At 75.2% G+C, this 26,510-nt stretch carries 27 protein-coding genes; 12 read left to right on the top strand and 15 right to left on the bottom strand.

The features are described 5' to 3' along the window. Positions 1 to 75: 75 nt before the first annotated feature. Positions 76 to 1,287 carry a cytochrome P450 gene (locus tag ATL51_RS02555; protein ID WP_100877531.1) on the bottom strand — a complete coding sequence of 404 codons (1,212 nt, stop codon included), beginning with the start codon at positions 1,285 to 1,287 and terminating at the stop codon, positions 76 to 78. Between the two features lie 128 nt (positions 1,288 to 1,415). Between ATL51_RS02555 and ATL51_RS02550 the strand changes: the two genes are divergently transcribed. After that, positions 1,416 to 2,468: a YncE family protein gene (locus ATL51_RS02550; protein ID WP_208622898.1), complete on the top strand. Its 1,053-nt coding sequence runs from the start codon at positions 1,416 to 1,418 to the stop codon at positions 2,466 to 2,468. A gap of 13 nt (positions 2,469 to 2,481) precedes the next feature. Here the strand turns inward: ATL51_RS02550 and ATL51_RS02545 are convergent, their stop codons facing one another. From ATL51_RS02545 to ATL51_RS02530, 4 genes are all read right to left on the bottom strand, one after another. Then, positions 2,482 to 3,057 carry a TetR/AcrR family transcriptional regulator gene (locus ATL51_RS02545; protein WP_100877529.1) on the bottom strand — a complete coding sequence of 192 codons (576 nt, stop codon included), beginning with the start codon at positions 3,055 to 3,057 and terminating at the stop codon, positions 2,482 to 2,484. After that, positions 3,054 to 3,599: a DUF4334 domain-containing protein gene (locus ATL51_RS02540; protein ID WP_100877528.1), complete on the bottom strand. Its 546-nt coding sequence runs from the start codon at positions 3,597 to 3,599 to the stop codon at positions 3,054 to 3,056. Before ATL51_RS02540 ends, ATL51_RS02545 begins: the two co-directional genes overlap by 4 nt. Positions 3,600 to 3,646: 47 nt before the next feature. Continuing rightward, positions 3,647 to 4,939, bottom strand: coding sequence for an MFS transporter (locus tag ATL51_RS02535; RefSeq protein WP_100877527.1), 1,293 nt, complete (start codon positions 4,937 to 4,939; stop codon positions 3,647 to 3,649). 73 nt (positions 4,940 to 5,012) lie between these two features. Beyond that, positions 5,013 to 5,543: a hypothetical protein gene (locus ATL51_RS02530; RefSeq protein ID WP_100877526.1), complete on the bottom strand. Its 531-nt coding sequence runs from the start codon at positions 5,541 to 5,543 to the stop codon at positions 5,013 to 5,015. 92 nt (positions 5,544 to 5,635) lie between these two features. Here ATL51_RS02530 and ATL51_RS02525 point away from each other — a divergent pair, with 92 nt between their 5' ends. The 5 genes from ATL51_RS02525 (at position 5,636) to ATL51_RS02510 (ending at position 9,272) form a co-directional block, all read left to right on the top strand. After that, the gene (locus tag ATL51_RS02525) at positions 5,636 to 6,505 is read left to right on the top strand and encodes an alpha/beta fold hydrolase (protein ID WP_100877525.1); all 870 of its coding nucleotides are present in this window, start codon (positions 5,636 to 5,638) and stop codon (positions 6,503 to 6,505) included. Between the two features lie 31 nt (positions 6,506 to 6,536). Beyond that, entirely contained in the window at positions 6,537 to 7,070 is a 534-nt protein-coding gene (locus tag ATL51_RS27975) for a hypothetical protein (protein ID WP_157818202.1), read from the top strand. Continuing rightward, positions 7,070 to 7,813: an enoyl-CoA hydratase/isomerase family protein gene (locus ATL51_RS27970; RefSeq protein WP_157818201.1), complete on the top strand. Its 744-nt coding sequence runs from the start codon at positions 7,070 to 7,072 to the stop codon at positions 7,811 to 7,813. Before ATL51_RS27975 ends, ATL51_RS27970 begins: the two co-directional genes overlap by 1 nt. Positions 7,814 to 7,822: 9 nt before the next feature. Beyond that, positions 7,823 to 8,848, top strand: coding sequence for a DUF4185 domain-containing protein (locus tag ATL51_RS02515; protein ID WP_100877523.1), 1,026 nt, complete (start codon positions 7,823 to 7,825; stop codon positions 8,846 to 8,848). Between the two features lie 82 nt (positions 8,849 to 8,930). Then, positions 8,931 to 9,272 carry a hypothetical protein gene (locus tag ATL51_RS02510; RefSeq protein ID WP_073574578.1) on the top strand — a complete coding sequence of 114 codons (342 nt, stop codon included), beginning with the start codon at positions 8,931 to 8,933 and terminating at the stop codon, positions 9,270 to 9,272. On the opposite strand, the gene ATL51_RS02505 is transcribed toward ATL51_RS02510, so the two are convergent. Further along, on the bottom strand, positions 9,235 to 9,630 hold the full coding sequence (locus ATL51_RS02505) for a hypothetical protein (protein ID WP_073574577.1): 396 nt from the start codon (positions 9,628 to 9,630) through the stop codon (positions 9,235 to 9,237). The genes ATL51_RS02510 and ATL51_RS02505 overlap by 38 nt on opposite strands. 130 nt (positions 9,631 to 9,760) lie before the next feature. Here ATL51_RS02505 and ATL51_RS02500 point away from each other — a divergent pair, with 130 nt between their 5' ends. Continuing rightward, positions 9,761 to 10,435 (top strand): TVP38/TMEM64 family protein, encoded by a 675-nt coding sequence (locus tag ATL51_RS02500; RefSeq protein WP_139282722.1) that lies wholly within the window; start codon positions 9,761 to 9,763, stop codon positions 10,433 to 10,435. A 427-nt stretch (positions 10,436 to 10,862) separates the two neighbouring features. Here ATL51_RS02500 and ATL51_RS02490 read toward each other — a convergent pair whose 3' ends face one another. From ATL51_RS02490 to ATL51_RS02465, 6 genes are all read right to left on the bottom strand, one after another. After that, positions 10,863 to 11,660 carry an amino acid kinase family protein gene (locus ATL51_RS02490; protein WP_100877521.1) on the bottom strand — a complete coding sequence of 266 codons (798 nt, stop codon included), beginning with the start codon at positions 11,658 to 11,660 and terminating at the stop codon, positions 10,863 to 10,865. Beyond that, positions 11,657 to 12,484 carry an amino acid kinase family protein gene (locus ATL51_RS02485; protein WP_100877520.1) on the bottom strand — a complete coding sequence of 276 codons (828 nt, stop codon included), beginning with the start codon at positions 12,482 to 12,484 and terminating at the stop codon, positions 11,657 to 11,659. The genes ATL51_RS02490 and ATL51_RS02485 overlap by 4 nt, the downstream gene beginning before the upstream one ends. Positions 12,485 to 12,943: 459 nt before the next feature. Beyond that, positions 12,944 to 13,747: an ABC transporter ATP-binding protein gene (locus ATL51_RS02480; protein WP_208622897.1), complete on the bottom strand. Its 804-nt coding sequence runs from the start codon at positions 13,745 to 13,747 to the stop codon at positions 12,944 to 12,946. Beyond that, entirely contained in the window at positions 13,744 to 14,865 is a 1,122-nt protein-coding gene (locus ATL51_RS02475) for a FecCD family ABC transporter permease (RefSeq protein ID WP_100877519.1), read from the bottom strand. Before ATL51_RS02475 ends, ATL51_RS02480 begins: the two co-directional genes overlap by 4 nt. After that, complete coding sequence (locus tag ATL51_RS02470; RefSeq protein ID WP_100877518.1) at positions 14,862 to 16,058, bottom strand: ABC transporter substrate-binding protein; 1,197 nt, start codon at positions 16,056 to 16,058, stop codon at positions 14,862 to 14,864. Before ATL51_RS02470 ends, ATL51_RS02475 begins: the two co-directional genes overlap by 4 nt. Positions 16,059 to 16,081: 23 nt before the next feature. Then, positions 16,082 to 17,281, bottom strand: a complete 1,200-nt coding sequence (locus ATL51_RS02465) for a cysteine desulfurase-like protein (RefSeq protein ID WP_100877517.1) — start codon at positions 17,279 to 17,281, stop codon at positions 16,082 to 16,084. 107 nt (positions 17,282 to 17,388) lie between these two features. Between ATL51_RS02465 and ATL51_RS02460 the strand changes: the two genes are divergently transcribed. The 4 genes from ATL51_RS02460 (at position 17,389) to ATL51_RS02445 (ending at position 21,798) form a co-directional block, all read left to right on the top strand. Further along, entirely contained in the window at positions 17,389 to 18,717 is a 1,329-nt protein-coding gene (locus ATL51_RS02460; RefSeq protein WP_100880431.1) for a L,D-transpeptidase, read from the top strand. A gap of 126 nt (positions 18,718 to 18,843) precedes the next feature. Next, positions 18,844 to 19,284, top strand: a complete 441-nt coding sequence (locus tag ATL51_RS02455; protein WP_100877516.1) for a tautomerase family protein — start codon at positions 18,844 to 18,846, stop codon at positions 19,282 to 19,284. A 77-nt stretch (positions 19,285 to 19,361) separates the two neighbouring features. Next, positions 19,362 to 19,991, top strand: coding sequence for a TetR/AcrR family transcriptional regulator (locus tag ATL51_RS02450; protein WP_157818200.1), 630 nt, complete (start codon positions 19,362 to 19,364; stop codon positions 19,989 to 19,991). A 76-nt stretch (positions 19,992 to 20,067) separates the two neighbouring features. Then, positions 20,068 to 21,798 carry an MFS transporter gene (locus tag ATL51_RS02445; RefSeq protein ID WP_100877514.1) on the top strand — a complete coding sequence of 577 codons (1,731 nt, stop codon included), beginning with the start codon at positions 20,068 to 20,070 and terminating at the stop codon, positions 21,796 to 21,798. 34 nt (positions 21,799 to 21,832) lie between these two features. Here the strand turns inward: ATL51_RS02445 and ATL51_RS02440 are convergent, their stop codons facing one another. After that, positions 21,833 to 23,437, bottom strand: coding sequence for an AMP-binding protein (locus tag ATL51_RS02440; RefSeq protein WP_167409945.1), 1,605 nt, complete (start codon positions 23,435 to 23,437; stop codon positions 21,833 to 21,835). Between the two features lie 461 nt (positions 23,438 to 23,898). Here ATL51_RS02440 and ATL51_RS02435 point away from each other — a divergent pair, with 461 nt between their 5' ends. Further along, positions 23,899 to 25,185: an acyl-CoA dehydrogenase family protein gene (locus tag ATL51_RS02435; RefSeq protein WP_073574570.1), complete on the top strand. Its 1,287-nt coding sequence runs from the start codon at positions 23,899 to 23,901 to the stop codon at positions 25,183 to 25,185. Positions 25,186 to 25,189: 4 nt separating this feature from the next. On the opposite strand, the gene ATL51_RS02430 is transcribed toward ATL51_RS02435, so the two are convergent. Beyond that, positions 25,190 to 25,681 (bottom strand): MarR family winged helix-turn-helix transcriptional regulator, encoded by a 492-nt coding sequence (locus ATL51_RS02430; protein WP_062395807.1) that lies wholly within the window; start codon positions 25,679 to 25,681, stop codon positions 25,190 to 25,192. A 42-nt stretch (positions 25,682 to 25,723) separates the two neighbouring features. Then, positions 25,724 to 26,494 (bottom strand): enoyl-CoA hydratase-related protein, encoded by a 771-nt coding sequence (locus tag ATL51_RS02425; RefSeq protein WP_224402240.1) that lies wholly within the window; start codon positions 26,492 to 26,494, stop codon positions 25,724 to 25,726. Positions 26,495 to 26,510 lie beyond the last annotated feature (16 nt).

Here is a 26,510-nt window from a genome sequence, read left to right as displayed (position 1 = left end):
CAGCGCCCCTCCCCGGTCCCGCGGCACCCCGTGCGCGGGTCGCCGCGCGAGCTCATGGGACGCCGCGGCACCGGCTCACCAGGTGACCGGCAGCGCCCGCACTCCCCCGGTGACCTGCTCGGCGCGCACGTCCAGGTCCTCCGGGGCGACGGCGAGCCGCAGCCCGGGCAGCCGCCGGAACAGCCGCGCGAACACCGTCGCGAGCTCGGTGCGGGCCAGGCTCGCACCGATGCAGAAGTGGCCGCCGTAGCCGAAGGACACGTGCGGGTTGGGCCGGCGGGTCGGGTCGAAGGCGTCGGCGTCGTCGAACACCCCGGTGTCCCGGTTCGCCGACGCCGTCGAGATCATCACCGCGTCACCGCGGCGGATCGTGACGCCCCCGGCCTCGATGTCGGCGTGCGCGTAGCGCAGCAGCCCGAGCCCGCCGGGGGCCGACATGCGCAGGACCTCCTCGACCGTGCCGTGCAGCCTGCCGTCGACGTCGGCGACGAAGGCGTCCCGGCGGGCGGTGTCGGTGAGGAGCAGGAGCACACCGAGGTCGATGCGCCCGACGGTGGTCTCGTGCCCGGCGAACAGCAGCCCGGCGGCGAGCCGGGTCAGCTCGGCCTCCCCGAAGCCGGGGTCCTCGGCCCGGGCCCGCACGAGGTCGGTGACGACGTCCTCCCCCGGGGTCTCCCGCTTCGCCGCCGCGAGCCGTCCCATGTAGCCGCGGAACTCGGTCATCGCGGTCTCGGCGTCGCCGCCGGAGCGGATGGTCGCGACCCGCTCGGACAGCCCGCTGAAGTAGCCGCGGTCGGCGAAGGGCACGCCGAGCAGCTCGCAGATGACCAGCACCGGGAGCGGGAACGCGAGGTGGGCGTGCAGGTCCGCGACGCCGTCGGGGGACGTCTCCTTCGCGGCGACGAGGTCGTCGAGGCAGCCGTCGACGAGCTCGCCGACGTGGTCGCCGAGGCGCCGCATCCGCTTGGCCGAGAACGCGGGGACCAGCAGCCTGCGCATCCGGTCGTGCTCGGCCTGCTCGGTCTCCACGGTGCCGGTGGGGCCGGCCAGGACCGCCGCCTCGGACACCCGGGCCGCCTGCTCCGGCGCGGGGTGCGAGCGGCCGAGCCGCGGGTCGGCGAACAGGGAGCGCGCCTCGGCGTGCCGGGTGACCAGCCACGCCGGGTCACCGACGGGGGTGCGCACCGGCACGATCGGCCCCTCGCGGCGGAGTACCGCGTACAGCGGCGCGACGTCGATGACGTTCGGACGGTCGAAGGGCAACTGCGGGGCCTCGGTCGTCGGCACGGCGGAACTCCCTCGTCGTCATGATCGGGACACCGGAACGGTAGCCATCTATCGTTTCGCTGCGCAACAGGCAGGTGCACTCCTCCGCCGCCGCGCGGGCGTCCGACCGAGGCACGATGCTGGACCCCATGGCGACAGGGAAACGCATGCAGCGGGCGGCCGTCCTGGCCCTGGCCCTGTTCGCGGTGGGCTGCGCCGCGCCGCCCGACGGCCCGGCCGCCCCCGGGCGGGCGGGCACCCCCGCCCGGTTCGCCGAGCCGCTGCCGCCACCGGCCGAGCCGGGCGTCGCCCCGGCGGTGACGGCCGCCCCACCCGGCCGGATCGTCCCCGTCGGCGCCGTCCCCGAGGGCATCGTCGCCGACGGGCCGACGCGCCGCGTCGCGGTCGGGGTGCGGCAGCCCGACCGGCTCGTGCTGCTCGACGCCGACACCGCCGCCGTCGTCGGGCGGGTGCCGCTGCCGGGCGTGCTGCGCCACCTGCAGCTCGCCGGGCCGGGCGGGCCGGTGCTGGTCCCGAGCGAGAGCGCGAACGGCCTGCTGCGCGTCTCGCTGCCCGGTGGCCAGGTGTCGTCGGAGGTGATGACCGGCCCGATGGCGCACGACGCGACCGGGACGGCGGCCGGGACCGTGTTCGTCGCCAACGAGGCGGGTGGCAGCGTGTCCGTGGTCCGCGGGGACCGGGTGGTGCGCCAACTGACCGACGTCACCCAGCCCGCCGGGCTCGCCCCCGTCGGCGACCGGGTCGGACTGATCGACGTCCGCGAGAACACCCTCACCGTCTACGACGCCGCCACCGGCGACGGCATCCGCGAGCTCCCGGCCGGCGACGGCCCGACCCACCTGGTCGCCGACCGGCACGGCCGCATGATCGCGACCGACACCCGGGGCGGGCACCTGATCGTCGTCGAACCGGCGGGCACCCCGGCCGAGGTCGGACGGGTGGACCTGCCCGGCGAGCCCTACGGGATCGCCTACGACCCGGTCCGGGACCGCGTGTGGGTCACCGCGACCGGGGCGAACCTGCTCGTCGGTTACGACATGACCGACCCGACACCGCGGGAGGTCGCCCGGATCCCCACCGTGCGCCAGCCGAACACGGTCGCGGTCGACCCGGACACCGGACGGCTGTTCGTCACCGGCACCGCCGACGGCGTCGTCCAGGTCGTCGACGGGCCCGCCTAGGAGCGCGCGGAGCTCACGCGCGAGCCCCGAGGGCCGGTAGCAGCACGTCGTCGCAGACCGACCGCAGGTACCCGGCGTCGGCGACGGCGGCCGGCCCGTCCAGCAGCGTCGGCGCCACCACCGCGCCCGCCAGCAGGTAGGGCAGGTGCCGGGCGGCGGGCGGGTCGGCCGACAGCTCCCCGCGGGCGACGGCCCGCGCCACCATCGCGCGCAGCGCCTCGACCTGCGGCAGCAGCCGTGCGGACAACGCGGCCGGCAGGGCGGGGTCGCACTGCCCGGCCCCGGCCAGCCCCAGCACGATCGGCACGTCGACCGCGGCCCGCGCGGCCAGCTGGTCGACGACCGCGGCGAGGTCCCCGGCCAGCGACCCGGTGTCGATCCGGTCGATCGCGAGCGGGCTGCCCGCCGAGACGGCCTCCACCACGAGTGCGGCCTTGTCGCCCCACTGGCGGTAGAGCGTGGCCTTGCTGGTGCGGGTCGCCGCGGCGACGGCCTCGACGGTGGTCGAGGAGTAGCCGCGTTCCGCGACGAGGTCACGGGTCGCGGCGAGCACCTCCCGGCGGCGCTCGTCGGGGAAGCGGCTGGTCACTCGCGACGCAGGAAGAACAGGAACGGGTGGGTCAGGCCGCGCATGTCCATGGCACCGAGGACGGTGGCGTCGTCGACGCGGCGGAAGACGTCGTGGATCGGCAGGTCGTCGTAGCACATGGTGGCGCTGGCGACCCCGCGGTACTCGGTGGTGCGCAGCCGCGCCTTCGGGGCCCGGGTGGCGAGCGCGGGGCCCGCGGTGCGGGCGATCCGCGCCAGGGTCGCGTGGCGCAGCGCGGCCGGGTGGCGCAGCAGCGCGGGCAGGGGGACCAGGGCGGGGTTGAGCGAGAACCGGCCGCCGCGGGGGTGGTCCATGACGAGCGGGTGGACGTCGTCGACGCCGTCGAACCGCTTGCCGTGCCAGCCGAAACGCCCCAGCAGCCCGTCCATCGGGTTGCCGGTGGGGATCTCGCCGCCCGACCAGTCACCCAGCATCTCCGCGACCCCGACGGCGGGCAGCGCGTCGAAGAACCCGAGGCCCTCCTCGAGCGTGGCGCCGTGCGCGAGGTGGCGCAGCGTGTCGGCCGGTGCGGTCCTGGTCATCGCGAGCTCTCCATCGAAACGGCGTCGTTTCGATGGAGCGTACCCGGTCAGCGCAGGGCGGAGCCCTTCGTCTCCGGCAGGGTCAGCACCGCGACGAAGGAGATCACCGCCCCGACGGCGACGTAGACGAAGAACAGGATCGCCAGGTCCGCCTCCTGCAGCGAGGCGATGACCAGCGGCGCGGTCCCGCCGAACACGGCGACGGTCAGGTTGTACCAGGCACCGATGCCCAGGGCCCGGACCTTCGTCGGGAACAGCTCGCTCATGATCGCCGGCGCGACCGAGGTCATCGCCGTGTAGAGGGACAACCCGACGACGAACACGACGAACATGTTCCAGAAGCCGGGCCCGATCAGGAACGACAGCGGCACGACGAGCACCGCGGTGGCCGCGGACCAGACCAGCATCTGCGGCTTGCGGCCGTACCGGTCGGCGGCGGCCCCCATCGGGTACTGCAGCAGTACGAAGATCGCTGTCGCGATGGACAGCGCGAGGAAGACCTCGGACGCGTCGGCCCCGCGGGACTTCGTCGCGTACGGGGTCAGCGCGGAGAAGAAGGTGTAGTAGCAGAGCGTGTGCAGGATCGTGAAGCCGACGAGCTGCGCGACCGCCTTCGGGTGCTCACGCAGGGTCAGCATCAGCGGGTTGCGGATCCGGGCCGCGGACTCCTTGTTCTCCTCGAACTGCTCGCTCTCGCTCATCTGGCGCCGCATCCAGAGCCCGATGATCCCGAGCACCCCGCCGAGCAGGAACGGGATCCGCCAGCCCCAGGAGGCCAGCTGGTCCTCGGTCAGCGTCGCGGCCAGCACGAAGCCGGTGAGGGAGGCGAACAGCACCGCGGTGCCGGTGGAGATGTAGAAGAACGACGAGTAGCGCCCGCGCCGCTCGCGCGGGGCGATCTCGGCGAGGTAGGCCGAGGCGTTGGAGACCTCGCCGCCCAGCGACATGCCCTGCGCGATGCGCGCGAGCAGCAGCAGGACCGGGGCGAACCAGCCGATCATCGCGAACGTCGGCAGCAGGCCGATGACGAACGACCCGCCCGCCATCAGCAGGATGGTCACCAGCATCGCGGTGCGGCGGCCCTTGAGGTCGGCGAACCGGCCCAGCAGCAGACCGCCCAGCGGCCGGAAGAAGAAGGCGAGCGCATAGGTTGCGAGCGTCGAGATGAGGGCAAGCGCCGCGTTCTCGGGCGGGAAGATCTGCGTCGCGAAGTAGATCGAGAACGTCGCGTAGATCGTCCAGTCGTACCACTCGACCGCGTTGCCGATGGACGCCGCGACGAGCGTCCGGACCGGGAGACGGTGACGTTCCGTCGTTCCGGTGGTGGGTGCCTGGGACACGGTTCCCCCTGACGTGTCGGCCGAACGGTCGGCGAACGGTAACCGTTACGGCCCGACAATTCGACCGGACGGGTCAGGAGAGGACCAGGCCGACAGTCGTCGCGGTCCCGAAGACGAGCGTCACCACGTGCCCGAGGACGGCGAGCCCGCGGCGGCCGCGCCGGGTGCCGAGCACCACCGCCGTCGTCCAGGGCAGGTAGCCGAGCAGGGCGACGCCGAGGAACGGCAGGGTCAGTGCGGCGAGCACCCCGGTCGTCCCGGTGGGCACCGCACGGTCACCGGCAGTGGTCAGCTGCGCCGCGACGACCTCCCCGGCCGACGAGTCCGGCGAGGCGTCGACGGCGATCGGGTCACCGCCGGCGTCCGGCCGGAACAGGCCGTTGCAGTCGTAGCGACCCTCCCCCAGGTCGGTGCAGTCCGTGACCTCCAGGACCCCGGGCGCGCCGACCGCGCCGCTGGCCAGGCGCAGGTCGTCGACGGCGGACCACCCGCACGCGAGCGCGAGCAGCAGCCACAGCGCCAGCAGGAACCCCATCCAGCCCGGGGTGGGGGTCTCCGGGTCGTCCCAGTCGACCTCGACGTCGGGGTTCCGGCGCTCACTCACACGCGCGAGTATCGCCGTCGCGACCCGGGCGCCCCATCATCATTTCTCGGTACACCGAGCCGCCCGTCCCACGATCCTGGAGGATCCCCGCGATGCCACTGTCCGCCACGACCGACGGCTTCCGACTGGCCTACGACCGCAACGGCGAGCCCGGCGCGCCGCCGGTCCTGCTGCTGCACGGCTGGCCGGGCGACCGGACGGACATGACCGCCGTCGCCGAGCGGCTGGCCCCCGCGCACGACGTCGTCGTCCCGGACCTGCGCGGGTTCGGCGGGTCCGACTCGCACGACCGCGACCCGGCCGAGCAGTACTCGGCGGCCGCGCAGGCGCGCTCGCTGACCGCGCTGCTGGGCGAGCTGGACCTGTCCGATGTGGTCGTCGCCGGCTACGACGTCGGCAGCCGCGTCGGCCAGCAGGTCGCGAAGGACCGGCCCGACCTGCTGCGCGCGCTCGTGGTCACCCCGCCCGCGCCGGGGGTCGGGCGGCGGATCCTCGCGGAGCAGCCGGTGCGCGAGTTCTGGTACCAGTCCTTCCACCAGCTCGACCTGGCCCGCGAGCTCGTCGACGGCGACGCCCGTGCCGCCCGCGCGTACCTGCGCCACTTCTGGTCGCACTGGTCCGGCCCGGGGTTCACCCCCGACGACGGGCGCCTCGACCACCTCGCCGTCGCGTACGGGGCGCCGGGCGCGTTCGTCGCGTCGATCAACTGGTACCGCTCCGGCGGCGGCGCGGTGGCCCGCTCGCTCGCCGAGACCGCGCCCGACCCGGCCGACCGCGTCACCGTCCCGACGACGTTCCTGTGGCCCGAGCACGACCCGCTGTTCCCGCGCGACTGGTCCGACCGGGTCGGGGAGTTCTTCACCGACGTGACCGTCACCCCCGTCGACGGCGTCGGGCACTTCGTCCCGGTCGAGGCGCCGCAGGTGTTCGCCGACGCGGTGGCCGCGGCGGCCGCCCGGTAGGACCTGTCGTCGCGGCCGCCGCTGTGGTCCGATGATCGTCGTGGTCCGGGGATGGCGGTGGATCGGCGGAGCGGCGGTCGCGGTGCTGGCGCTCCTGGCGCTGCTGTCCTGGGTGCGCTGGGCCGGGCTGCCCGCGGACGTCGCCGTCCCCGCGACCACCGGCGGTCCCGTCGCGGTCACCGGGCCCGGGACCCGCTGGGTGTACCTGGAGACCCGCAGCGGGTACGGCTCCGCCGACGCGCTGCCGACGGTGACCGGCCCGTCCGGCCCCATGCCGCTGGTCCCGGCGACGATGGACGAGACCTACTCCGTCGGTGCCCGCTCCGGCTTCCTGATCGGGTCGTTCGAGGTCGACGAGCCGGGCACCGTCACGCTGTCGGCCGCGCCGGGGGCACGCGGGATCGGGGTCGCGCTGGTCGTCGCCGCGGCCGGGATCGCCCCGCTGATCCTGGCGATCCTGACGACGGTCGCGGCCGGCGTCGGCGCGATCGTGCTGCTGGTGCTGGTCCTGGTGCTGCGGCGACGCCCCCCACACACCGCCCCGCCACCGTGGACAGTGCACTGATGGGGACTCCGCGGGTGCACGACGACGGCGCGGTCCGGACCGTCACCCTGGACCGTCCCGAGGCCGCCAACGCACTGCACACGGGCGACGTCGACGCGATCACCGCGGCCGTCACCGACCTCCCGGACCGGGTGCGGGTCGTGGTGGTCACCGGGGCCGGGGACCGCGCGTTCGGCGCCGGGATGCACCTCGACGTGTTCCGCGACGCCGCCCCCGGCGACGGTCGCGCGATCATCACCCGGCTCGCGACCTGCCTGCGCGCGGTGCGCACCGCACCGGTACCGACGATCGCCCGGCTGAACGGCGCCTGCCTCGGTGCGGCGTTCGAGCTGGCGCTGGCCTGCGACCTGCGCGTCGCCCACGCCGGGGTGCGGGTGGGGCTGCCCGAGGTGCGCCTCGGGATCCCGTCGGTGGTCGACGCGGCGCTGCTGCCCCGCTACGTCGGTGCCGCGCTCGCCCAGGAGATGGTCCTGACCGGCAGTGTCCACAGGATCGACGAGCCCGGGACGGCGCCGCTGGTGAACCGCCTCGTCGACTCCCCCGCCGGGCTCGACGCCGCCGTCGACGACCTCGTCGCGACGCTGCTCGCCCCGACCCGCGAGGTCCTGTCGGCCCAGAAGGAGCTGCTCGAGACCTGGCGCGAGCAGGGCATCACCGGCTCGGTGGACGCGAGCGTCGACACCTTCGCGGAGGTGTTCGCACTGCCCGCGACCCGCGACGCGATCACGCGGTACCGCCCGTAGGGTCGCGCCATGGCCGTCACGACCAAGATCGCCGACCTGACCGGGCCCGGGTACACCGACCGGTTCGGGATCGGCGGCACCGACCTCGGCATCCTCGCCACCGCCCCGGACGGGCGCCTGGTCGCCGTCTTCGGCGACACCTTCGACCGGGCCGGTGTCGGCGGGCCCGGCTGGCGCTCCCCGGTCGTGCTGTTCGCCGACCCCGACGACGTCCGCGGCGGCCTGCGCTGGACCGGCTCCGGCGGCGACGCGGCCGACTACGCCTGCCGCCTGGTCAGCAAGCCGGCGACGAACTGGTTCCGGCTGCACCGGCGCGTCACCACGATCCTGCCGGCCGACGTCATCACCGTCGGCGACACGATGTACCTGCACGTCATGGCCAACAAGGGCCTCGGCAACGTGCTGTGGAGCGAGATCGTCGCCTCCCGCGACAACGGCGTCACCTGGGAGCGGACCGGCTGCGACTGGCCCGGCGACCACCACGACGGCCTGTTCCAGCAGCTGACCTGGTGCGACGGCGGCGACGGCTACGTCTACGCCTACACCACCGGCTTCCAGCGCCGCGACGGCCTGCTGCTGCACCGGGTGCCCGCCGACCGGATCACCGACCGCGACGCGTGGGAGCCGTGGGGCTTCGCCGGGGAGCGCTGGGACTGGGGCAACCCGCCGACGCTGACCCTCCCCGGCGCGTTCGGCGAGCTCAACCTGCGCCGGGTGCCCGGCCCGGACGGTCGCGAGCACCTGCTGCTCACCGTCTTCGACGCCGGGAACTACCGGATCGACACACTGCTGCTCGACCGCCCGGACGCCGACCTGCACCGCGCCCCGCGGACCACGGTGCTCACCGGCTGCGGCTGGGACGACGAGGACCACGCCACCGGCCGCGTCGCACAGCTCTACGGCGGCTACGTCGTCCCCGGCTCGACGCTCGACGACCTGCACCTGGTCGTCAGCCAGTGGAACACCACGACCAACTGGCCCTATCGGGCGATGCAGTTCCGGACGGACGTCACGGAGCTGCTGCGGACGGAGTAACCCCAGGTCCCGGCGTCATGAGAAGTGGGTATCTCCCGGCCGGGACCGCATCCGGACGGGGGCTCCGCTCGTAGGGGACTCCATGAGCTCGGAGCACGACGGGACGCGCCCCTTCACCGCGACGGTGGTCGTCGCCGGCTGTCCGCTGACCGCGGGTGAACTGCGTGTGCTGGCGCGGACGCTGCCCGAGCTGTCCCGGGTGCGGACCGCGCGCCACGGGGGCGGGCTGTTCCTGCAGGCGCGCCTCGACGACGTCGACGGCGCCGCCGCCGTGCGACGGCTGCGCCGCGCGGTGCCGCGGCTGCTGACCGGGTTCCCCGGTGTCGTCGTCGCGGCGGGCCCCGGGCCGGCGCCCCGGTCGCGGACGCCGTGGTGGCGCCCGGTGGTCAGCCCGGTTCCCGCTCCCCGGGCGGCAGGAGGCTGAAGTACCAGCGGCCCGCCTCCTCGGTGACCGACAGCGTCACCAGCACCGGTCCCGAGCGCACCTCGACCCGGTCCGGCCCGGTGGGCAGCACGGCGGGCGACCCAGCCGCCTGGAGGCGTTCGACGTAGTCGTCGACGAAACCGCGGTCCGGGGCGTCGAGCAGCAGCTCGTGCAACCGGGCACCGCCACCGTCGGGGGTCCGCAGCGCGGCCTCGCCCCGCTCGTAGAGCGCGGCCCGGTCGTCAGCACCGCGCTCCCCCGCCGCCGCGATCAGCGTGACGGTCCCGACGATCCACGCCCCGACGAACGCGACGGCGATCCACCCCAGCAGGGTGCGGGTGCGCGCCGGACGTCTCATCAGGCCGAGACTGTGTCACACCGGACACCGTCGTCCGCCGCACACCGGTCGCCGTTCACCGGTCCGTGCCGGTGCTCACCCGAACCCCGCGGGTACCCGTACTCGTAGACCCGGGTGGAGGTGGTCGACGGTGGCCCGATGGTGGCGGCCCGTGCTGCTGGTGACGCTGGTGGCCGCGGGCTCCGCGGTACTGCTGGTCACCGGCTGGCCGACGGTCGAGGGCGTCCGTGCGACGACGGCGTCCGCGGGCTGGGCGGCACCGGTCCTGTTCACCCTGCTGTTCGTCGGGTTCACCCTGGTCCCGGCGCCAGCGACCGTGATGGGCATCGCCGCCGGGGTCCTGTTCGGCCTGCCCGTCGGCCTGGCGACGACGATGACCGCCGTCGCCGTGGGCTCGCTGATCGGCTTCGTGCTGTCGCGGACGCTGGGCCGCGAGGTCGTCGCCGGGATCGGCGGCGCCCGCATCCGCCGTCTCGACGCGCGGCTGCGCCGGGGCGGGCTGTGGGCCGTCGCCGGGGGCAGGCTGCTGCCGGTGATCCCGTTCCCGGTGCTCAGCTACGCCTGCGGGCTGACCGCGATCCGGCTGCGCGACTACCTGGCCGGGTCGGTGCTCGGGGTGGCGCCCTCGGCGGTGGCGTTCGTGACGATCGGCGCCTACGGCGGGGACCCGGCCTCGGTGCCGTTCGTGGCGGCCGTCGCCGGGCTGGTGCTGCTGACGGGCGCCGCACTCGTCGCGGGTCGGCGACGGCGGCGACGCACGGAGCCCGGTGCCGCTCCGCCGGTCCCGCCGGTCCCGGTGGGCTGAGGCCCGGCTGCCCGACCCCGCCCCGGCGCCGCCCGGGCTGCGCTCGCCGGCTCCCGGCCGCGCCGACATCGATCAGTACCTCAGCGCTGTCCCCCCGTCACGCGACCGCCCTGAGGTACTGATCGATCGCCGGACTCGGGTCCGAGGGAGTGGGCGAACGCCCGGAGGTCGTCGACGACGACGGAGTCCGCGGCCAGCCGCTCCTCCACCGCCCGTCGGTCGACGTGGTGCCGCCCGTGGTCGGCGAGCGCGCGCAGACGGTCGGGCGGGACGCCGTAGGACCACCCGGCGCCGGACGGTACGTCGGGCCGGCGGTGTCGTCGAGTCGGGCGTGCAGGCGGTCGATCTCCGCCTGCGGGACGGGGAACGGGTTCGGCGCCACGACACGACCGTGGCACCGGACCCGGACGGATCCCGTCCTCGGAGGTCAGGCCGAGACGACGGTCCCGATGTGCTCCCCGGCCAGGGCCTTCGTCAGGTTCCCGGCGACGGTCCCGTCGACGATCTGCACCGACCGGACGTGGCGGGCGCGCTGCAGCGTGCGCAGCGCCTCCCGGTCGATCGGCAGGGTCCGGGCGGCGTCGGCGAGCAGGTCGGCCGCGGACGCCTCGCGGAGCACGGTGTCCCCGTCGAGCACGCCGCCGACGTCGCGGACGTAGGTCAGCGAGGCGGCGCCCCACGCGTCGGCCAGCAGCAGCGCGCCGGTGTCGGTGCGGTGGGCCGGGATCTTCCCGGCCGCCGTCGGCAGCTCGTGCACGCCGTAGGGCGGGTAGCCGTTGGTGACGGCGGCGTTCGACGCGGCCAGGTGCACCGGCAGCTGGTGGGCGACGGTGTCGTGCCCGAGGTAGGCGACGCCCTGCTCGGCGAGCAGCGCGGCGACCAGGTGCCCGTTCTGCTCGGCCTCACGGCCGGCGATCTCGGCGAGCGCACCGGTCGGCAGGCCCAGGTCGAGGCCGACGCCGAGCGCGTGCCGGGCACGGATCCCGGCACCGGTGGCGATCAGCAGCGGGTCGCCGGAGATCGCGGCGCGCAGCTCCTCGACGAGCGGCAGCAGCACGTCGCGGCCGCGGTCGACGATCGAGCGGCCGCCGAGCACGACCACGCGCAGGCGGGGCAGCATCCGGATGACCGGCTGCTGCTGGTCGACGGGGCGGACCTGCTCGCGGTCGAGCAGGGTCTGGCGGGCCAGCGGGGACTCGACGTCCTTGGGGTGGGTGGTGCTCATCGGGCGTCTCCCGCGGTGATGATCGTGCCCACGTGCTCGCCGGCGAGCGCGCGGGTGAGGTTGCCGGGCTTGAGACCGTTGACGATCTGGATCGAGCGGACGTGCGTCGCGTGCCGCATGAGCTCCAGCACCGGGCGCTCGACGATCAGGTCGGGCAGGTCCCGCTCGATGAGCTCGTCGACGGTGATCTCGGGGATCAGGGTCGCCGACGGGTCGTTCTTCGGGTTCGCGGTGTAGAGACCGTCCTCGTCCTTGACGAAGATCATGTTCTTGCAGCCGTAGGTCTCGGCGACCAGGTAGCAGCCGGCGTCGGTGCGGTAGGGCGGGATGACGCCCTCGTCGGGCAGCGGCTGCCACATGGCGTACGGCGGCATGCCCGCGAAGATCGCCGCGCGGACCTCGGACAGCGACAGCGGCAGTGCGTCGAACCCGCCCCCGGCGACGACCGGCACCCCGTGCCGGGCCATCAGGTAGCCGAGCATGGTGGCGTTCTGCCCGGCGACGGCGCTGCCGACCGAGCTGAGCACACCGGTGGGCAGGCCGAGCCCGGCGGCCAGGGAGTACGCGTGCCGGGCACGGGTGCCGCCGCCGGTGCCGATCAGCAGCCGGTGCGCGGACCGGGCCTCCAGCAGCTCCTCGACCAGCGGGAACACCGCCTCGCGGCCGCGGTCCATGAAGCTCTGCCCGCCGACCTTGACCACGGACACGTCGGGCAGGACCCGGATGTCGGGGGTCCGCTCGGTGGCCGCGGCGAGCTCCGGGTCGTCGAGCGACCGGGTCAGCAGCAGCGACTCGAGCTCGGCCGCGCTCGCGGCGTGCGTCATCGCATCTCCTCGTGTTCCGATGCGCGCACCCGGACGGGCGGCGCGTCCGGCGCGAACCTAGCGACTCCGGGTCGTGTCGTGCCCGACGACGCCACGGACATCCCGACCGGGCTGCGGTACCGGGACCGGGCGCCGCGCCGTCGGCGCGGCCGGTCGTGCACGACCGGCCCGCATCCGCTGGTCACGACGCCATCCGAGTGATCCACACCACTGTCCGGCGTCCGTTCCGCAGCTCCGACTCATCCCGCGCTCCGGCCCCGCACCCGCGGCACACCCGCGGCGTCGCACAGGTTCCGGTCCCGCCGCCCATGTCCGGAGGTGTGCGGTGCGGTCGGACGCCGTGCGGCGCGGGTCCGGTGGGGCGGCGGCCGCCCGCCGTCGGACCGGGTACCTCCCGGGCGGCCGGGAGCGGTGGCGCCGGCGGCGCGGCCGGGTGCGGGAAGGGCGGCGCGGACGCGGTCACCCTGGGGTGCGGAGGCGGAAGGTGCCGGTGGGCGCGTCGAAGGCCAGCTCGTCGGTGTCGAACGCCGCCCCCACCGCCCCGGAGGCTGCCAGCTCACCGGGCGTCCCCGTGTGCAGCGCGCCCGCGCCGTCGAGCAGCCAGGCCCGGTCGGCCAGACGCAGTGCCGGCTCCAGGTCGTGGGTGGACAACAGCACCGCGAGGTCCTGCTCCCCCGCCAGCCGGCGCAGCGTCCCGAGCAGCGCGACCCGGGAGGAGACGTCGAGGAACGCGCTCGGCTCGTCGAGCAGCAGCAGCGAGGGCTGCTGGGCCAGTGCGCGGGCGACCATCATCCGCTGCCGCTCGCCGTCGGACATCCGGGCCAGCGGGCGGCCGGCCAGCGGGCCGGCGCGGACCGCGTCGATCGCGGCGTCGACGGCGGCCTCGTCGCCGGCGGTGAGCACGCCGGTGGCGCCGGTGTGCGGCAGCCGCCCCAGCTCGACGACGTCGCGGCCGGTCAGCTGCCCCGGGTCCGGCCGGTCGGTCAGCACCACCCCGACCCGGCGGGCCCGTTCCGGTGCTCGCAGCCCGAGCAGGTCGGTGCCGTCGAGGGTGACCGTGCCGCCCAGCGCGGGCAGCAGCCCGGCGAGGGTCCGCAGCAGGGTGGACTTGCCCGCGCCGTTCGCCCCGAGCAGCACGGTCAGCTCGCTCCGTGCGGCGACGGCGTCCACCCCGGACAGCACCGGGCGCACCCGGCCGCGGCGCAGCGCCCCGCCCTCGGCGTACCCGACGTCGAGCCCGGACAGCACCAGCCCGGCGCTCACCAGGCCGCGCCCAGGCGTCGGGAGCGCAGGAGCACCGCGATCACGACCGGCGCCCCGACCAGCGAGGTCACCACGTTCAGCGGGATCACCGTGCCCAGCCCCGGCGGGTTCGCGACGACCGCGCAGGCCAGCCCGACCAGCGCCCCGGTCAGGGCGGTGGCCGGGACGAGCACCCGGTGCCGCGCCGTGCCGACCGCCATCCGGGCCAGGTGCGGCACGGCGATGCCGAGGAACCCGATCGGCCCGCAGAACGCGGTGACCGCCCCGGCGAGCACGGCGGCGACACCCAGCACGGCCAGCCGCACCCGGGCGACGTCGACGCCGGCGGTGCGGGCGTAGTCGTCGCCGAGCAACAGCCCGTCGAGCGGCTTGGCCAGCACGACCACCGCCAGCAGCCCGGCCGCGACGATCCCGCCGAGGACCGGCAGCTCGCCGCGACCGACGCCGGACACCGAGCCGAGGCCCCACATCAGGTACTGCTGCGCGGTGCGCGGGTCGGTCCAGACCAGCAGCAGGCTGACCACCGAGGTGACCGCCGACCCCAGCATCACGCCGATCACGAGCAGCGCGGTGACCGACCGGGCGAACCGCGACAGTGCCAGCACCAGCGCGAGCACGGCGGCGGCACCGACCGCCGCGGCCGCGACGGTCGTGAGCCGACCCCCGACGACCGGTGCGGCGCCGAGCCCGCCGGTGGCGAACGCGGCGGTCCCCGCGGCCGCGCCGAGCGTGGTCACCAGCGCGACGCCCAGCCCGGCCCCGGCGCTGACCCCGAGCACGTAGGGCTCGGCCAACGGGTTGCGGAACAGGGTCTGGGTGAGCAGCCCCGCGGTGCCCAGCCCGACGCCGACGGCCGTCGCGGTCACCGCCCGCGGCACCCGCAGGTCGGTGACGAGCAGGTCGAGACGGACGTCGGGGGTGCCGATGCCGAGCAGCGCCGACAGCGTCCGGTCGAGCCCGATCACCACCGACCCGGTCGAGACGGCGAGGGCGAACAGCACGACGACACCGGCGGCGAGCAGCGCCAGGACCAGCGGCGCCCGGCGTCCCGAGCGCTGTCCGGCCCGGTCCGGGGCCCGGGGCGCCGGAGCGGGCGACGCCGGTGCGGCCTGCCTCATCCGGCGGGCACCTGCCGGTAGTAGGTGAACGCGTGCCCGGGCAGGGCCTGCGGGTGCAGGATCGCGACGAGGTCGGCGAGGATCTCGTCCTGGTGGAGCGCGCCGCGCTCGTAGAGGGCGTTGCCGCCGTCGGCGGTGGTGGCCCGGTCGCGGGTCCACAGCTGCCCGCCGGGGCGGGCCGCGGTGAGCGAGGACAGCCGCGGGTCGAGCGTCGCGACGTCGGCCGTCGAGGCGAACGGGCCGTCGGCGAGCCAGATGCGGGCGTCGCCGTCGTCGGCCAGCACCCGCTCCAGCGACTGCGCCTGGGTGCCGGTGCCGGGCATCCCGGCGCCCAGCCAGGTGGCGCCGGCGTCGCGGAACAGGATGCCCGCGGTCGACTCGGCGGCCGGGACGTTCCAGGTGCCCTGGTAGGGCTGCCCGGCGACGATCGGGGTCGGCGGCAGACCGCGCACACGACCGGCGAGGTCGGTGTAGCGGCCCGCGATGCCGTCGAAGACCTCCGCGGCGCGGGCGTCCTGCCCGGTCAGCGCGCCGACGACCTTGATCCACTCGGCCTGGCCGAGCGGACCGGTCTCCAGGTAGTCCGCCCAGCCGACCACCGGGATCCCGGCGGCGGCCAGCGCCGGGAAGGCCGGGTCGTCGGTCCCCGCCGACAGCACGACCGGTGGCGCGGCGGCGACGACGGCCTCGGCGTCGATCGTGGCGTTCGGCGCGAAGTCGACGGCGGCACCGGACTCGACGCGACCGCGCACGGCCGGGTCGGTGACCAGCGCGGCCCCGCCGACGCCGGTGATCCGGTCGAGCCCACCCAGCTCGGTGATCATCGGTAGCTGGGTGGTCGAACCGGCGAAGATCCCGCTCACCGGGGTGTGCACCACCGGGGCCCCGGCGAGCGCCGCGGGCAGCGCCGGGTCGCCCTGTCCGCAGCCGACGAGCACGACCGACTGCGGCTGCCCTCCCGGGAAGGGCGTGCGGACGGTCAGGACCCGGTAGCCGTCGCCGCCGGTGATCGTGACGTTGGTGGCGTGGCTGAAGGCGACCGTGCCGTCCGGGGCGGATGCGGCGCCGGGCACGCAGTCCTGTGCCGCCGCGCCGGTCCCACCGGGGGCCCGCGGTGCCGCGGCGGGTGCCGAGCACCCGGCGACGAGGGACAGTGCGAGCAGGGCCGCGAAGACCCACCGAGAACGCGTCACCTGAACAGTCTCACATATGTGGATCAGGCCCCGACGAAGTCGGAGAGCCCGTCCAGGAGCCGGTCGACGTCGGCGTCGTCGGTGTAGCAGGCCAGCCCGATCCGCAGGGATCCGGTGTCCCCCAGGCCGAGCCGCCGCGAGCACTCGAGCGCGTAGAACGACGAGGCGGGCGCCGCGATCCGTCGCTCCGCCAGGTGCCGGTAGGCGTCGGCGGCGTCGCGGTCGTCGAAGGTCACCAGCAGGGTCGGGGTCCGCCGGGCCGCCCGGGAGCGCACCGTGACCCCGGGCAGGGCGGCGAGGTGGGTCTCGATGCGCTCGCGCAGCGGCCGCTCGTGCTCCTCCACCGCGGCCATCGACGCCTGCAGCCGCGCCCGGCGGTCCCCGGTCGCCGACGGGTCCAGCGCGGCGAGGAACTCGACGGCGGCGGTGGTCCCGGCGAGCAGCTCGTAGGGCAGGGTGCCGAGCTCGAAGCGCTCGGGCACCGCGTCGCTCGACGGTGCCAGCTTCGCCGGGCGCAGGGTCTCCAGCAGCGCCGGGTCGGCGGCGAGCACCCCGCAGTGCGGGCCGAGGAACTTGTAGGGCGAGCAGGCGTAGAAGTCGGCGCCGGTCGCGGCGAGGTCGATCGGAGCATGCGCGGTCAGGTGCACGCCGTCGACCATGAACAGCGCCCCGGCGGCGTGCACGGCTGCGGCGATCGCGGGCAGGTCGGGGCGGGTCCCGACCAGGTTCGACGCCCCGGTCACCGCGACGAGCCGGGTGCGGTCGGACAGCAGCGGCGTCACGTCGTCGAGCTCGGTGGTGGCGGGGTCGAAGTCGAGCCACCGGACCGTCACCCCGGCCGCCTGCGCGGCCCCCACCCAGGGGCGGATGTTCGCGTCGTGGTCGAGGCTGGTCACGACGATCTCGTCGCCCGGCGACCAGGTCGCGGCCAGCGTGCGGGCGAGGTCGAAGGTCAGCGCGGTCATGCTGCGCCCGAACACGATCCCGCGCGGGTCCGCGCCGAGCAGGTCGGCCGTCGCGGCGCGGGCGCCGAGCACGATCGCGTCGGCGGCGCGCTCACCGCTGGTGACCGTCCCGCGGTTGGCCAGCGGGGAGGTCATGGCGGCGGCCACCGCCCCGGCGACGGAGTCGGGGACCTGGGAGCCGCCGGGCCCGTCGAAGTGGGCGATCCCGGCGCGCAGGGCGGGGAAACGGCTGCGGACGGCGGCGACGTCGTAGCTCATGGCGGAACCCTGTCACGCCGCCGCCGCGGACGCGCCCGGGCAACGATCACATGTCGTCGGGGTGTCGCACCGCCCGTGTGGGTGACATGCGAGCCATGATCCTCGGCATGTCGAGGTCCTGGGAGCACTCGCGTGGGCGCCACACCCCACGCCGGCGGCGACGCTCGGTGCACCGCCGCACCTGGGCGGTGCTCGCGACCTCGCTGGTCGCACTGGTGGTCCTGCTCGCGGGCGGGACCGCCGCGATGGCGGGCGGCCGGATCGGCGACACCGTCGGCGGCGGCGTCGACTCGCTGGCCCGCAACCTCGCCGGTGCCGTCGACCGCCTCCGTCCGGCCCCGGCCGTGCCGCCCGCACCCCCCGTCCCCGAGGTCCTCACCAGCGTCCCGGCCGGCGGTGCCCCGGTCGCCCCGCGCAGCCCGGTCCGCACCGAGGTCAGCACCGGGACCCTCGACGGCGTCGCACTCACCGCCGACGGCGACGACGGGCCGGTCACCGTCGCGGGCACCCTGTCCCCCGACGGCCGCAGCTGGACCGCCACCGAGCCGCTGGACCTCGCCACCACCTACCACTGGTCGGGCAGCTGGGTGCTGGGCCCGCAGGACCGGCGCCCGGTGCCCCCGGCCCCGTTCACCACCGTCGACCCCGACGACACCGTCGACGCCACCATGAACATCCGCGACGGCGGCGAGGTCGGCATCGGCGCCCCGGTCGTGCTCACCTTCGGCGAGAAGCTCCCCGACGCCGCGAAGGCCACCGTCGAGCGGGCGCTGAGCGTCACCGCGTCGCGGAAGGTCGAGGGCGCCTGGGCGTGGCTGCCCGACACCGCCGAGGGCTCGCGGGTGCACTACCGGCCGAAGGCCTACTGGCCCGCGCACACGCAGGTCCGCGTGCGGGGCGCGCTGCGCGGGCTCGACCTGGGCGACGGCACCTTCATGACGGAGGACCTGGACCGGGCCTTCACCGTGGGACGCAGCCAGATCGTGAAGGCCGACACCCGCAGCCACGCGATCGTCGTCGTCCGCGACGGCACGGAGGTCGCCCGCTACGACGCCTCCTACGGCCTGGAGTCCGACCCGCGCCGGGTGACCCGCTCCGGCATCCATGTGGTCATGGCCAGGTCGGAGAAGGTGCTGATGAGCAACCCCGACTACGGCTACGTCGACGAACCCCAGTTCTGGGCGGTCCGGATCTCCAACAACGGCGAGTTCATCCACGCCAACCCCGCGTCGTCGTGGGCGCAGGGCAACCGCAACGTCAGTCACGGCTGCATCAACCTCTCCACCCGTGACGCGAAGGAGTTCTTCGCGGGCGCCGTGTTCGGCGACCCGGTCGAGGTGACCGGCAGCTCGCAGCCGCTGACCGCCCGCGACGGCGACCTCTACGACTGGACGATCCCCTGGGACGAGTGGCGCTCGCTGAGCGCGCTGTCCTGACCGCCCCTCCCCCGGTCTCCCGGTGGACCGCCCGCCGGGGACGCCTCCGCACGAATCGGACCGCTTGGTCCGGGACTGATCGGTCCGCTATCGTCGACCCGACCCGGCACCGACGGAAGGCGCCCCATGCCCCTCTGGACCGTCCACCACAGCGCAGACTGCCTCGGCCCCGACGACCGCCGTACCCTGGCCGAGGGCATCACGGGGATCTACCCGATGCTGCCGCCGTTCTACGTCGGCGTCGTGTACCAGTCGGCCGCGCCCGGCGCGCTGTTCATCGGCGGGGCACCCCGGGAGCGGTTCGTGCGGATCCAGGTGGACCACATCGCCCGGACCCTGCCCGACGCGTCCGCACGCGACCGCCTGGTCGATCGGGTCGGCGACCTGCTGACCCCCTTCATGGCCGAGCGGTCCCTGGACTGGGAGCTCCACGTCGACGAGACCTCCCGTGACCTCTGGCTCATCCAGGGGCTGCGCCCACCGGGCCCCGGGACCCCGGGCGAGCGCCTGTGGGCCGAGCGCGGCGCGCCGGTCCCCCTCGACGGCGCCGCCGCGAGCCGGCCCTGATGCCGGCTCCGGGGCCGGGACCAGCCACCCCCGGCACGGCAGCACGCTCGGACCGATCGGTCCGCTACCATGCCCGGATGGCTCGCACGCCCGCCCCGGGCACCCGGGAACGCATCCTCGCGACCGCGTCGCGGCTGTTCTACGCGCACGGGGTCCGCGCGATCGGGATGAACCGGATCATCACCGAGGCGGGCACCGGGAAGAACCTGCTCTACCAGCACTTCACCACCAAGGACGACCTGGTCGCGGGCTACCTCGCCCGGGTCCGCGAGCGCCGGGCTGACGCGATCCACCGGGCCCTCGACGCGGCGGGCGACGACCCGCGCGCCCGTCTGGTCGCGCTGGTCGGCGAGCTCGGCGACCTGGTGACCCGCACGGGCTCGCGCGGCTGCGCCTTCCGCAACTACCTCGTCGAGTTCCCCGACGACACCCCCGCCGACGACGCCGCGGGTACCACCGACGCCGCCGACACCGCCGCCGGGGCCGACACACCCGCGGTCCTGGCCCGGGAACACCTGGCGGACGTTCGGGCGATCATCGACGGACTGGTCGGCGAGCTCGGGACCGACGACCCCGGCCGGCTCGCCGACGAGCTCTGCCTGCTCGTCGACGGGCTGTTCATGCAGGCCGCCCACCGCGACCCGGCCGACGTCCGGCGCGGCGCCGACACCGCTGTGCGGCTCACCCGGCACCTCGTCGGGGCCTGACCCCACGACCCGTCGCACCCGTCCCACCTGCCCGTACGCCGGGTCGGACCGATCGGTCCGTCACGAGAGGACACCCATGACCGCGCCCCGGCCCGGTGCCGTGCTGCTGATCACGTCGGCGGCGGCGTTCCTGTCCAGCCTCGACCTGTTCATCGTCAACATCGCCTTCCCCGACATCCGCGCGTCGTTCCCCGGCACCGACCTCGGGCAGATGTCGTGGATCCTCAACGGCTACACGGTGGTGTTCGCGGCGTTCCTCGCCCTCGCCGGGCGGCTCGGCGACCGCTTCGGGCACAAGCGGATCCTCCTGACCGGGCTCGCCGTGTTCACGCTCGCGTCGGTCGCGTGCGCGGTGGCGCCGACCGTGTGGCTGCTGGTGGCGGCGCGGGCGGTGCAGGCCGTGGGGGCGGCGTTCGTCATGCCCACCTCGCTGTCGCTGCTGCTCGCCGCGTACCCGGCCGAGCACCGCAGCCGCGCCGTCGGCGCGTGGGCCTCGATCGGCGCGGTCGCCGCGGCGCTGGGCCCACCCCTGGGCGGGCTGCTCGTGCAGGCGTCGTGGCACTGGGTGTTCCTGGTGAACGTCCCGGTCGGGGTCGCGGCGCTGCTGGCCGGGGCGCGGGTACTGCGCGAGCCGGACGTCGCACCGACCGGGATGCCCGACCTGCTCGGCGCACTGGCCCTGGTCGTGGGCATCGGCGCGCTCGCCTTCGCCCTGGTCCGCGCTCCGGATCACGGGTGGCGCTCGGCGGAGGTCCTCACCGCCGGCGGGATCGCGGTCCTCGGCCTGGTCGCGGTCGTCCTGCGGTCGCGGCGGCACGCCGTCCCGGCCCTGGACCTCGCCGTCGTCCGGGTGCCGGCCGTCGGGTTCGCCGCGCTGACGATGGTGGCCTTCACGTGCGGGTTCGCCGGGATGCTGGTCGTGAACGTGCTCTACCTGACCGGGACCTGGGGCTGGACGGCGCAGCTCGCGGGCCTGGCCCTCGCACCGGGGCCGATGGTCGTGGTCGTCGTATCGAGGCTCGCCGGTCGGCTGTCGGCGCGGATCGGGACCGGTGCGACGGCGGCACTCGGGGCCCTCGCCTTCGCGGCCGGGCCCGTCTGGTGGCTGGCCCACCTGGGCCTCACGCCCGACTACGCCGCAGGCATGCTCCCCGGGCAGCTGCTCACCGGGCTCGGCGTCGGGCTGATCCTGCCCACGCTCTCGTCCGTGGTCGGTTCCGCGCTGCCCGCACCGCAGTGGGGTTCGGGTTCGTCGCTGATCAACACCGCCCGCCAGGTCGGGTCCGTGCTGGGCGTGGCCCTGCTCGTCTCGGTGATCGGCGTGCACACCACCGGGCTGCCGTCGGAGTTCGGCTCGGTCCGGGCCGGGTGGGTGCTCCTGGCGGGGTCGGCGGTCGTCGCCGCGCTCCTCGCGCTCGTGCTCGCCGCAGCCGAACGACGGCCGGCTCGGGTCACCGCGGATCCCGACACCGCGGTCGGCTCCCCCGTCGACGCCCACGCCGACGGTCGGATGCGCGGCGTCCCACCCGTGGTGCGCGGGATCGTCCGGGACGGCCGCGGGCGGCCGCTGGCCGGAGCGGTCGGCACGGTGATCGACGCCGGCGGCGCCGAGCTGGCCCGGGCGGTGACCGGACCCGACGGCCGGCTCGCCGTCCCGGTGGACGGCGCCCGGGTGGCGCCGGGCACGCACGTGGTCCTCGTGGTGACCGAGGCGGGTCACCACCCCCGGGCCCACCGGGTGCCGATGGGCGATGAGACGGCCCTGTCGCTGGTACGGCGGGACGCGCCGGTGGCCGACCCGCCCTGACCTGGTCGCCGTCTCCCGCGGGGGCACGTCACCGCTAGCGGATCCGGCGTTCCTCCCCTGCCCACGCCTCCTCGCGCAGCACGAACTTCTGGATCTTCCCGGTGGAGGTCTTCGGCAGCTCGGCGAAGGTGACCCGCTTGGGGGCCTTGAACCGCGCCAGTCGCCCGCGCACGTGCTCGACGATCTCGTCCTCGGTGGCGCTCTCGCCCTCGCGCAGGGTCACCCACGCGGCCGGGACCTCGCCCCACCGCTCGTCGGGGACGGCGATCACCGCGACCTCCAGCACGGCCGGGTGGTCGGCGATGGCCTGTTCCACCTCGACGCTGGCGATGTTCTCCCCACCGGAGATGATCACGTCCTTCGAGCGGTCACGGAGCTCGACGTAGCCGTCGGGGTGCATGACGCCGATGTCGCCGGTCCGGAACCAGCCGTCCGGCGCGGCGTCACGGGTGGCCTGCTCGTCGTCGAGGTAGCCGAGCATCACGTTGTTGCCGCGCAACGCGATCTGGCCGGTCGTCTCCCCGTCGGCGGGGACGTCGGCGCCGTCGTCGTCGATCACCCGGACGGCGCAGGCGATCATGTTCCCGACGCCCTGGCGGGCCTTCATCCGGGCCCGGGCGTCGGCGTCGAGGTCGTTCCACTCCGGACGCCAGTCGCAGATCATCGCCGGGCCGAAGGTCTCGGTGAGCCCGTAGAGGTGGGTCACCTCGAACCCGAGCTCGGCCATCCGGCGCAGGATCGCCGGGCTCGGCGGTGCTCCCCCGGTCGCGACGGCCACCGGGGTCCCCACCGGCCCGGCCTCCGGCGCGTAGGCGATCATCGACAGCATGGTGGGGGCGCCGTTGAGGTGGGTGACGCCCTGCTCGCGCACGAGCTCCCAGATGCGGGTCGGCTCCACCTTCGGCAGGCAGACGTGGGTGGCGGCGGCCGCGGTGACCGCCCAGGGGAAACACCAGCCGTTGCAGTGGAACATCGGCAGCGTCCACAGGTGCACCGACGACGCGGTCAGCCCGGTGTGGCCGACCATCGCCAGCGCCTGCAGGTAGGCGCCCCGGTGGTGGTACATCACGCCCTTCGGGTTCCCGGTGGTCCCGGACGTGTAGTTGATCGACAGCAGGCCGCGCTCGTCGGCGGGCCGCACCGCGGTGGGCTCCCCCTCCTCGACGAGGCGCTCGTAGTCCGGGCCGACCCGCACCGTGTGCGGCGGGGTGTCGAGGCGGGCGACGGCCTCGGCGACGAGGTCGTCGAACACCGGGTCGGCCACCAGCACCGAGGCGTGGGAGTGCTCCAGGATGTAGGCGACCTCGCCCGCCGACAGCCGGGTGTTGACCGCGACCAGCGCCGTCCCCGACCACGGGACCGCGTGCGCCGCCTCCAGCCCGACGTGGGTGTTCGGCACGAGGACCGCGACCGGGCGCCCGTCGTGCAGCGCGGCGAGCGAGCCCGCCAGCCGCCGGCAGCGGTCCCGGAACTCGGTGTAGGTGAACCGCAGGTCGCCGTCGACGACCGCGACCCGGTCGCCGTGCGCCGCCGCGGCCCGGTCGAGGAACGCCGTGGGGGTCAGCGGCTCGTAGGACAGGTCCACCAGGTCGGCCGGGACACCCGCCGGGTGGACGGGGACGGGAGCCTCGTCGGTCATCCCCCGAGCCTCCCCGGCAGCGCCCGGGCACGCAATCGCCCCCGCCCGCCCGGTGACCCGCCGTCCGCGCACGGTCCCGCCCGCACGGTGGTCCCGCCCGCACGGTGGTCCCGCCCGCACGGTGATCCCGCCCGCACGGTGATCCCGCCCGCACGGTGATCCCGCCCGCACGGTGATCCCGCCCGCACGGTGATCCCGCCCGCACGGTGATCCACCGTCCGCGCGGTGATCCGCTCCCCGCGCGCGTCCGGACGCGCGCGGGCCGCGGATCTGCGCGCGCATCGTCGATCACCGGCTCGGCCGGCTACCGACCACCGGCTCCGTCGACCACCGGCACCACCGACCGTCGGCCCTGTCGGCTGTGGCCCCGTCGGCCACCGGCTCGGCGGCGGCCCTGTCCACGTCGTGGCGGGCTGGGATACGTTCGCAGTGGCAACGAGGCTCGTCGGGAGGCGGACGCGATGGCGTGGGACTTCAGCACCGATCCGGAGTTCGAGGAGAAGCTGAAGTGGATGCGCGGCTTCGTCCGCGACGAGATCATCCCACTGGAGACCCTCGACCTGGACCGGGAGACCTTCGCCCGGATCACCGCCCCGCTCAAGGAGCAGGTCAAGGAGCAGGGACTGTGGGCCGCGCACCTGCCCCCCGAGCTCGGTGGCGGGGGGTTCGGCCAGGTCTCCCTCGGGCTGATGCACGAGATCCTCGGCCAGTGCCGCTACGCGCCGGGGGTGTTCGGCAACCAGGCCCCCGACTCGGGCAACGCCGAGCTGCTGGCGATCGGCGGGTCGCCGGAGCAGAAGGAACGCTGGATGCACCCGCTGCTGCGCGGTGAGCTGCGGTCCTGCTTCTCGATGACCGAGCCCGGCGCCGGTGCGGACCCGACGATGCTGTCCACCCGGGCCGTCCGCGACGGCGACGACTACGTCATCAACGGCCACAAGTGGTTCTCCTCGAACGCCACCGGCTCGGACTTCCTGATCGCGATGGTGGTGACCGACCCGGACGCGCCCCCGTACCAGCGGGCCTCGATGATCGTCGTCCCGACCGACACCCCGGGGGTCGACGTGGCGCGCGACATCCCGGTGATGGACCACCCCGACGTCGGCGGCGAGATCTACGGCGGCCACGCCGAGGTGTTCTACCGCGACGTCCGGGTGCCGGCGACGAACCTGGTCGGCAACCCCGGCGACGGCTTCAAGCTCGCCCAGCAGCGGCTCGGCCCGGGGCGCATCCACCACGCGATGCGCTGGCTGGGCCAGTCCCGGCGGGCGTTCGACATGCTGTGCGAGCGCGCGGTGTCGCGGACGGCGAGCGGCACGCGGCTCGCCGACAAGCAGATGGTGCAGGACATGATCGCGCAGTCCGCTGCGGACATGGCCGCGGCGCGGCTGCTGACCCTGCACGCGGCGTGGACGATGGACCAGGTCGGCGCCTCGAACGCCCGGATCGAGATCGGGATGATCAAGTACTGGGGTGCGAGGGTGCTGCACGACGTGATCGACCGCGCGATCCAGGTGCACGGCTCGCTGGGCTTCTCCGGGGACCTGCCGCTGGAGCAGATGTACCGGGCGGCCCGCGCCGCGCGCATCTACGACGGCCCCGACGAGGTGCACAAGGAGTCCGTCGCGCGGCGCATCCTGCGCGGCTACACCCCGGTGGAGGTCCCCACCGAGCACGTCCCGACCCGCACCGAGGCCGCGCGCCGGAAGTTCGCGGAGTACCTGGACACCGCGGCGGCGAACGCGTGACCCCTCAGGCCGGCGTGGACTTCTGCGCCGGCCCGGCGGCGAGGTCGGCGCGGTAGTCCGCGACCAGCGCGTTCATCGCGGTGAGGAAGCGGGCCGCGGCGGCGAGCTCGTCGTCGTCGAAGCCGGCGAGCACGGCGTCCATCCGGGCGCCGAGCGGGCCGAAGAACGCCCCGCCGACCTCGGCGGCGTTCTCGGCCTGGCGCAGGGTCACCCGCCGCCGGTCGGTGGACTCGCGGCTGCGGCGCACGTGGCCCGCGCGCTCCAGACGGTCGACGAGCGCGGTCGTCGCACCCGTGGACAGCCCGAGCCGGGCACCGAGGACGCCCGGGGTCAGCGGTTCGCCCGCGGAGTCCGCGCGCATCACCGCGAGCAGTGCGTGCAGGTCGGTGGGGTGCAGCCGGTGCCGCCCGGCGAACTCCTGGCCGAGCAGCTCGGCCTCGCCCGCGTAGTCCTGCAGCAGCGCGACCAGGTCCTCACGTCGCGTCCGGGCAGGCATGCCGACGAGCCTAGTCGCGTGCGGCGACATACCGGGCGCGGGTCAGCGCCCCGTCCAGCGCGGCGGGCGCTTCTCCAGGAAGGCCGCGATCCCCTCGGTCCTGTCCGCGGACCGGTCGATCGCCGCCGAGGCGATCTCGGTGGCGTTCCAGCCGCGCTCGTCCGGCTCGGACACCACACGTTCCAGCGCGCGCAGCGACACCGACACCGCCAGCGGCGAGTTCTCGCACACCGCGGCCGCGAGCGCCAGCGCCGCCGCCTCCGCCCCGCCCGGCTCGACGAGCTCGGAGACCAGTCCCAGGGTGTACGCGCGCTCGGCGTCCAGCGGTCGCCCGGTGACCAGCAGCTGCTTGGCGATGTTGAGCGGCAGCGGCCGCGGCGCCCGGAACAGCGCCCCGCAGTTCGCGACCAGGCCGCGGGCGACCTCGGGCAGCCCGAACCGCGCCGTCGTCGACGCGACGACCATGTCGCAGGCCAGCACGATCTCGAACCCACCGCCGTAGGCGACGCCCTCGACGGCGGCGATCAGCGGGCGCCGCCGGTCGCGCCGGACGACGCCGTAGTTGCCGCCGCGCGGCGTCGGCCCGCCGGAGCCCGCCGCCAGGTCGGTGCCCGCGCTGAACGCCGTCGCGTCCCCGGCGAGCACGCCGCACCACAGGTCCGGGTCGTCGTCGAGGGTGTTGAGCGCCTCGTCGAGCCCCGCCGTCATCGCGGCGTCGACGGCGTTGCGTTTGTCCGGGCGCGTCATCCGGATCAGGAGCACGTGCCCGTGCCGCTCGGTGGTCACCCGTGTCCCCGTCATGCCGTCCGTCACGATCTCGACTGTAGGT

This window comes from Pseudonocardia alni (assembly GCF_002813375.1).
GTDB lineage: Bacteria > Actinomycetota > Actinomycetes > Mycobacteriales > Pseudonocardiaceae > Pseudonocardia > Pseudonocardia alni.
The sequence above is the reverse complement of the archived record's forward strand: the minus strand, read 5'-3'. Positions and strand labels throughout refer to the sequence as shown.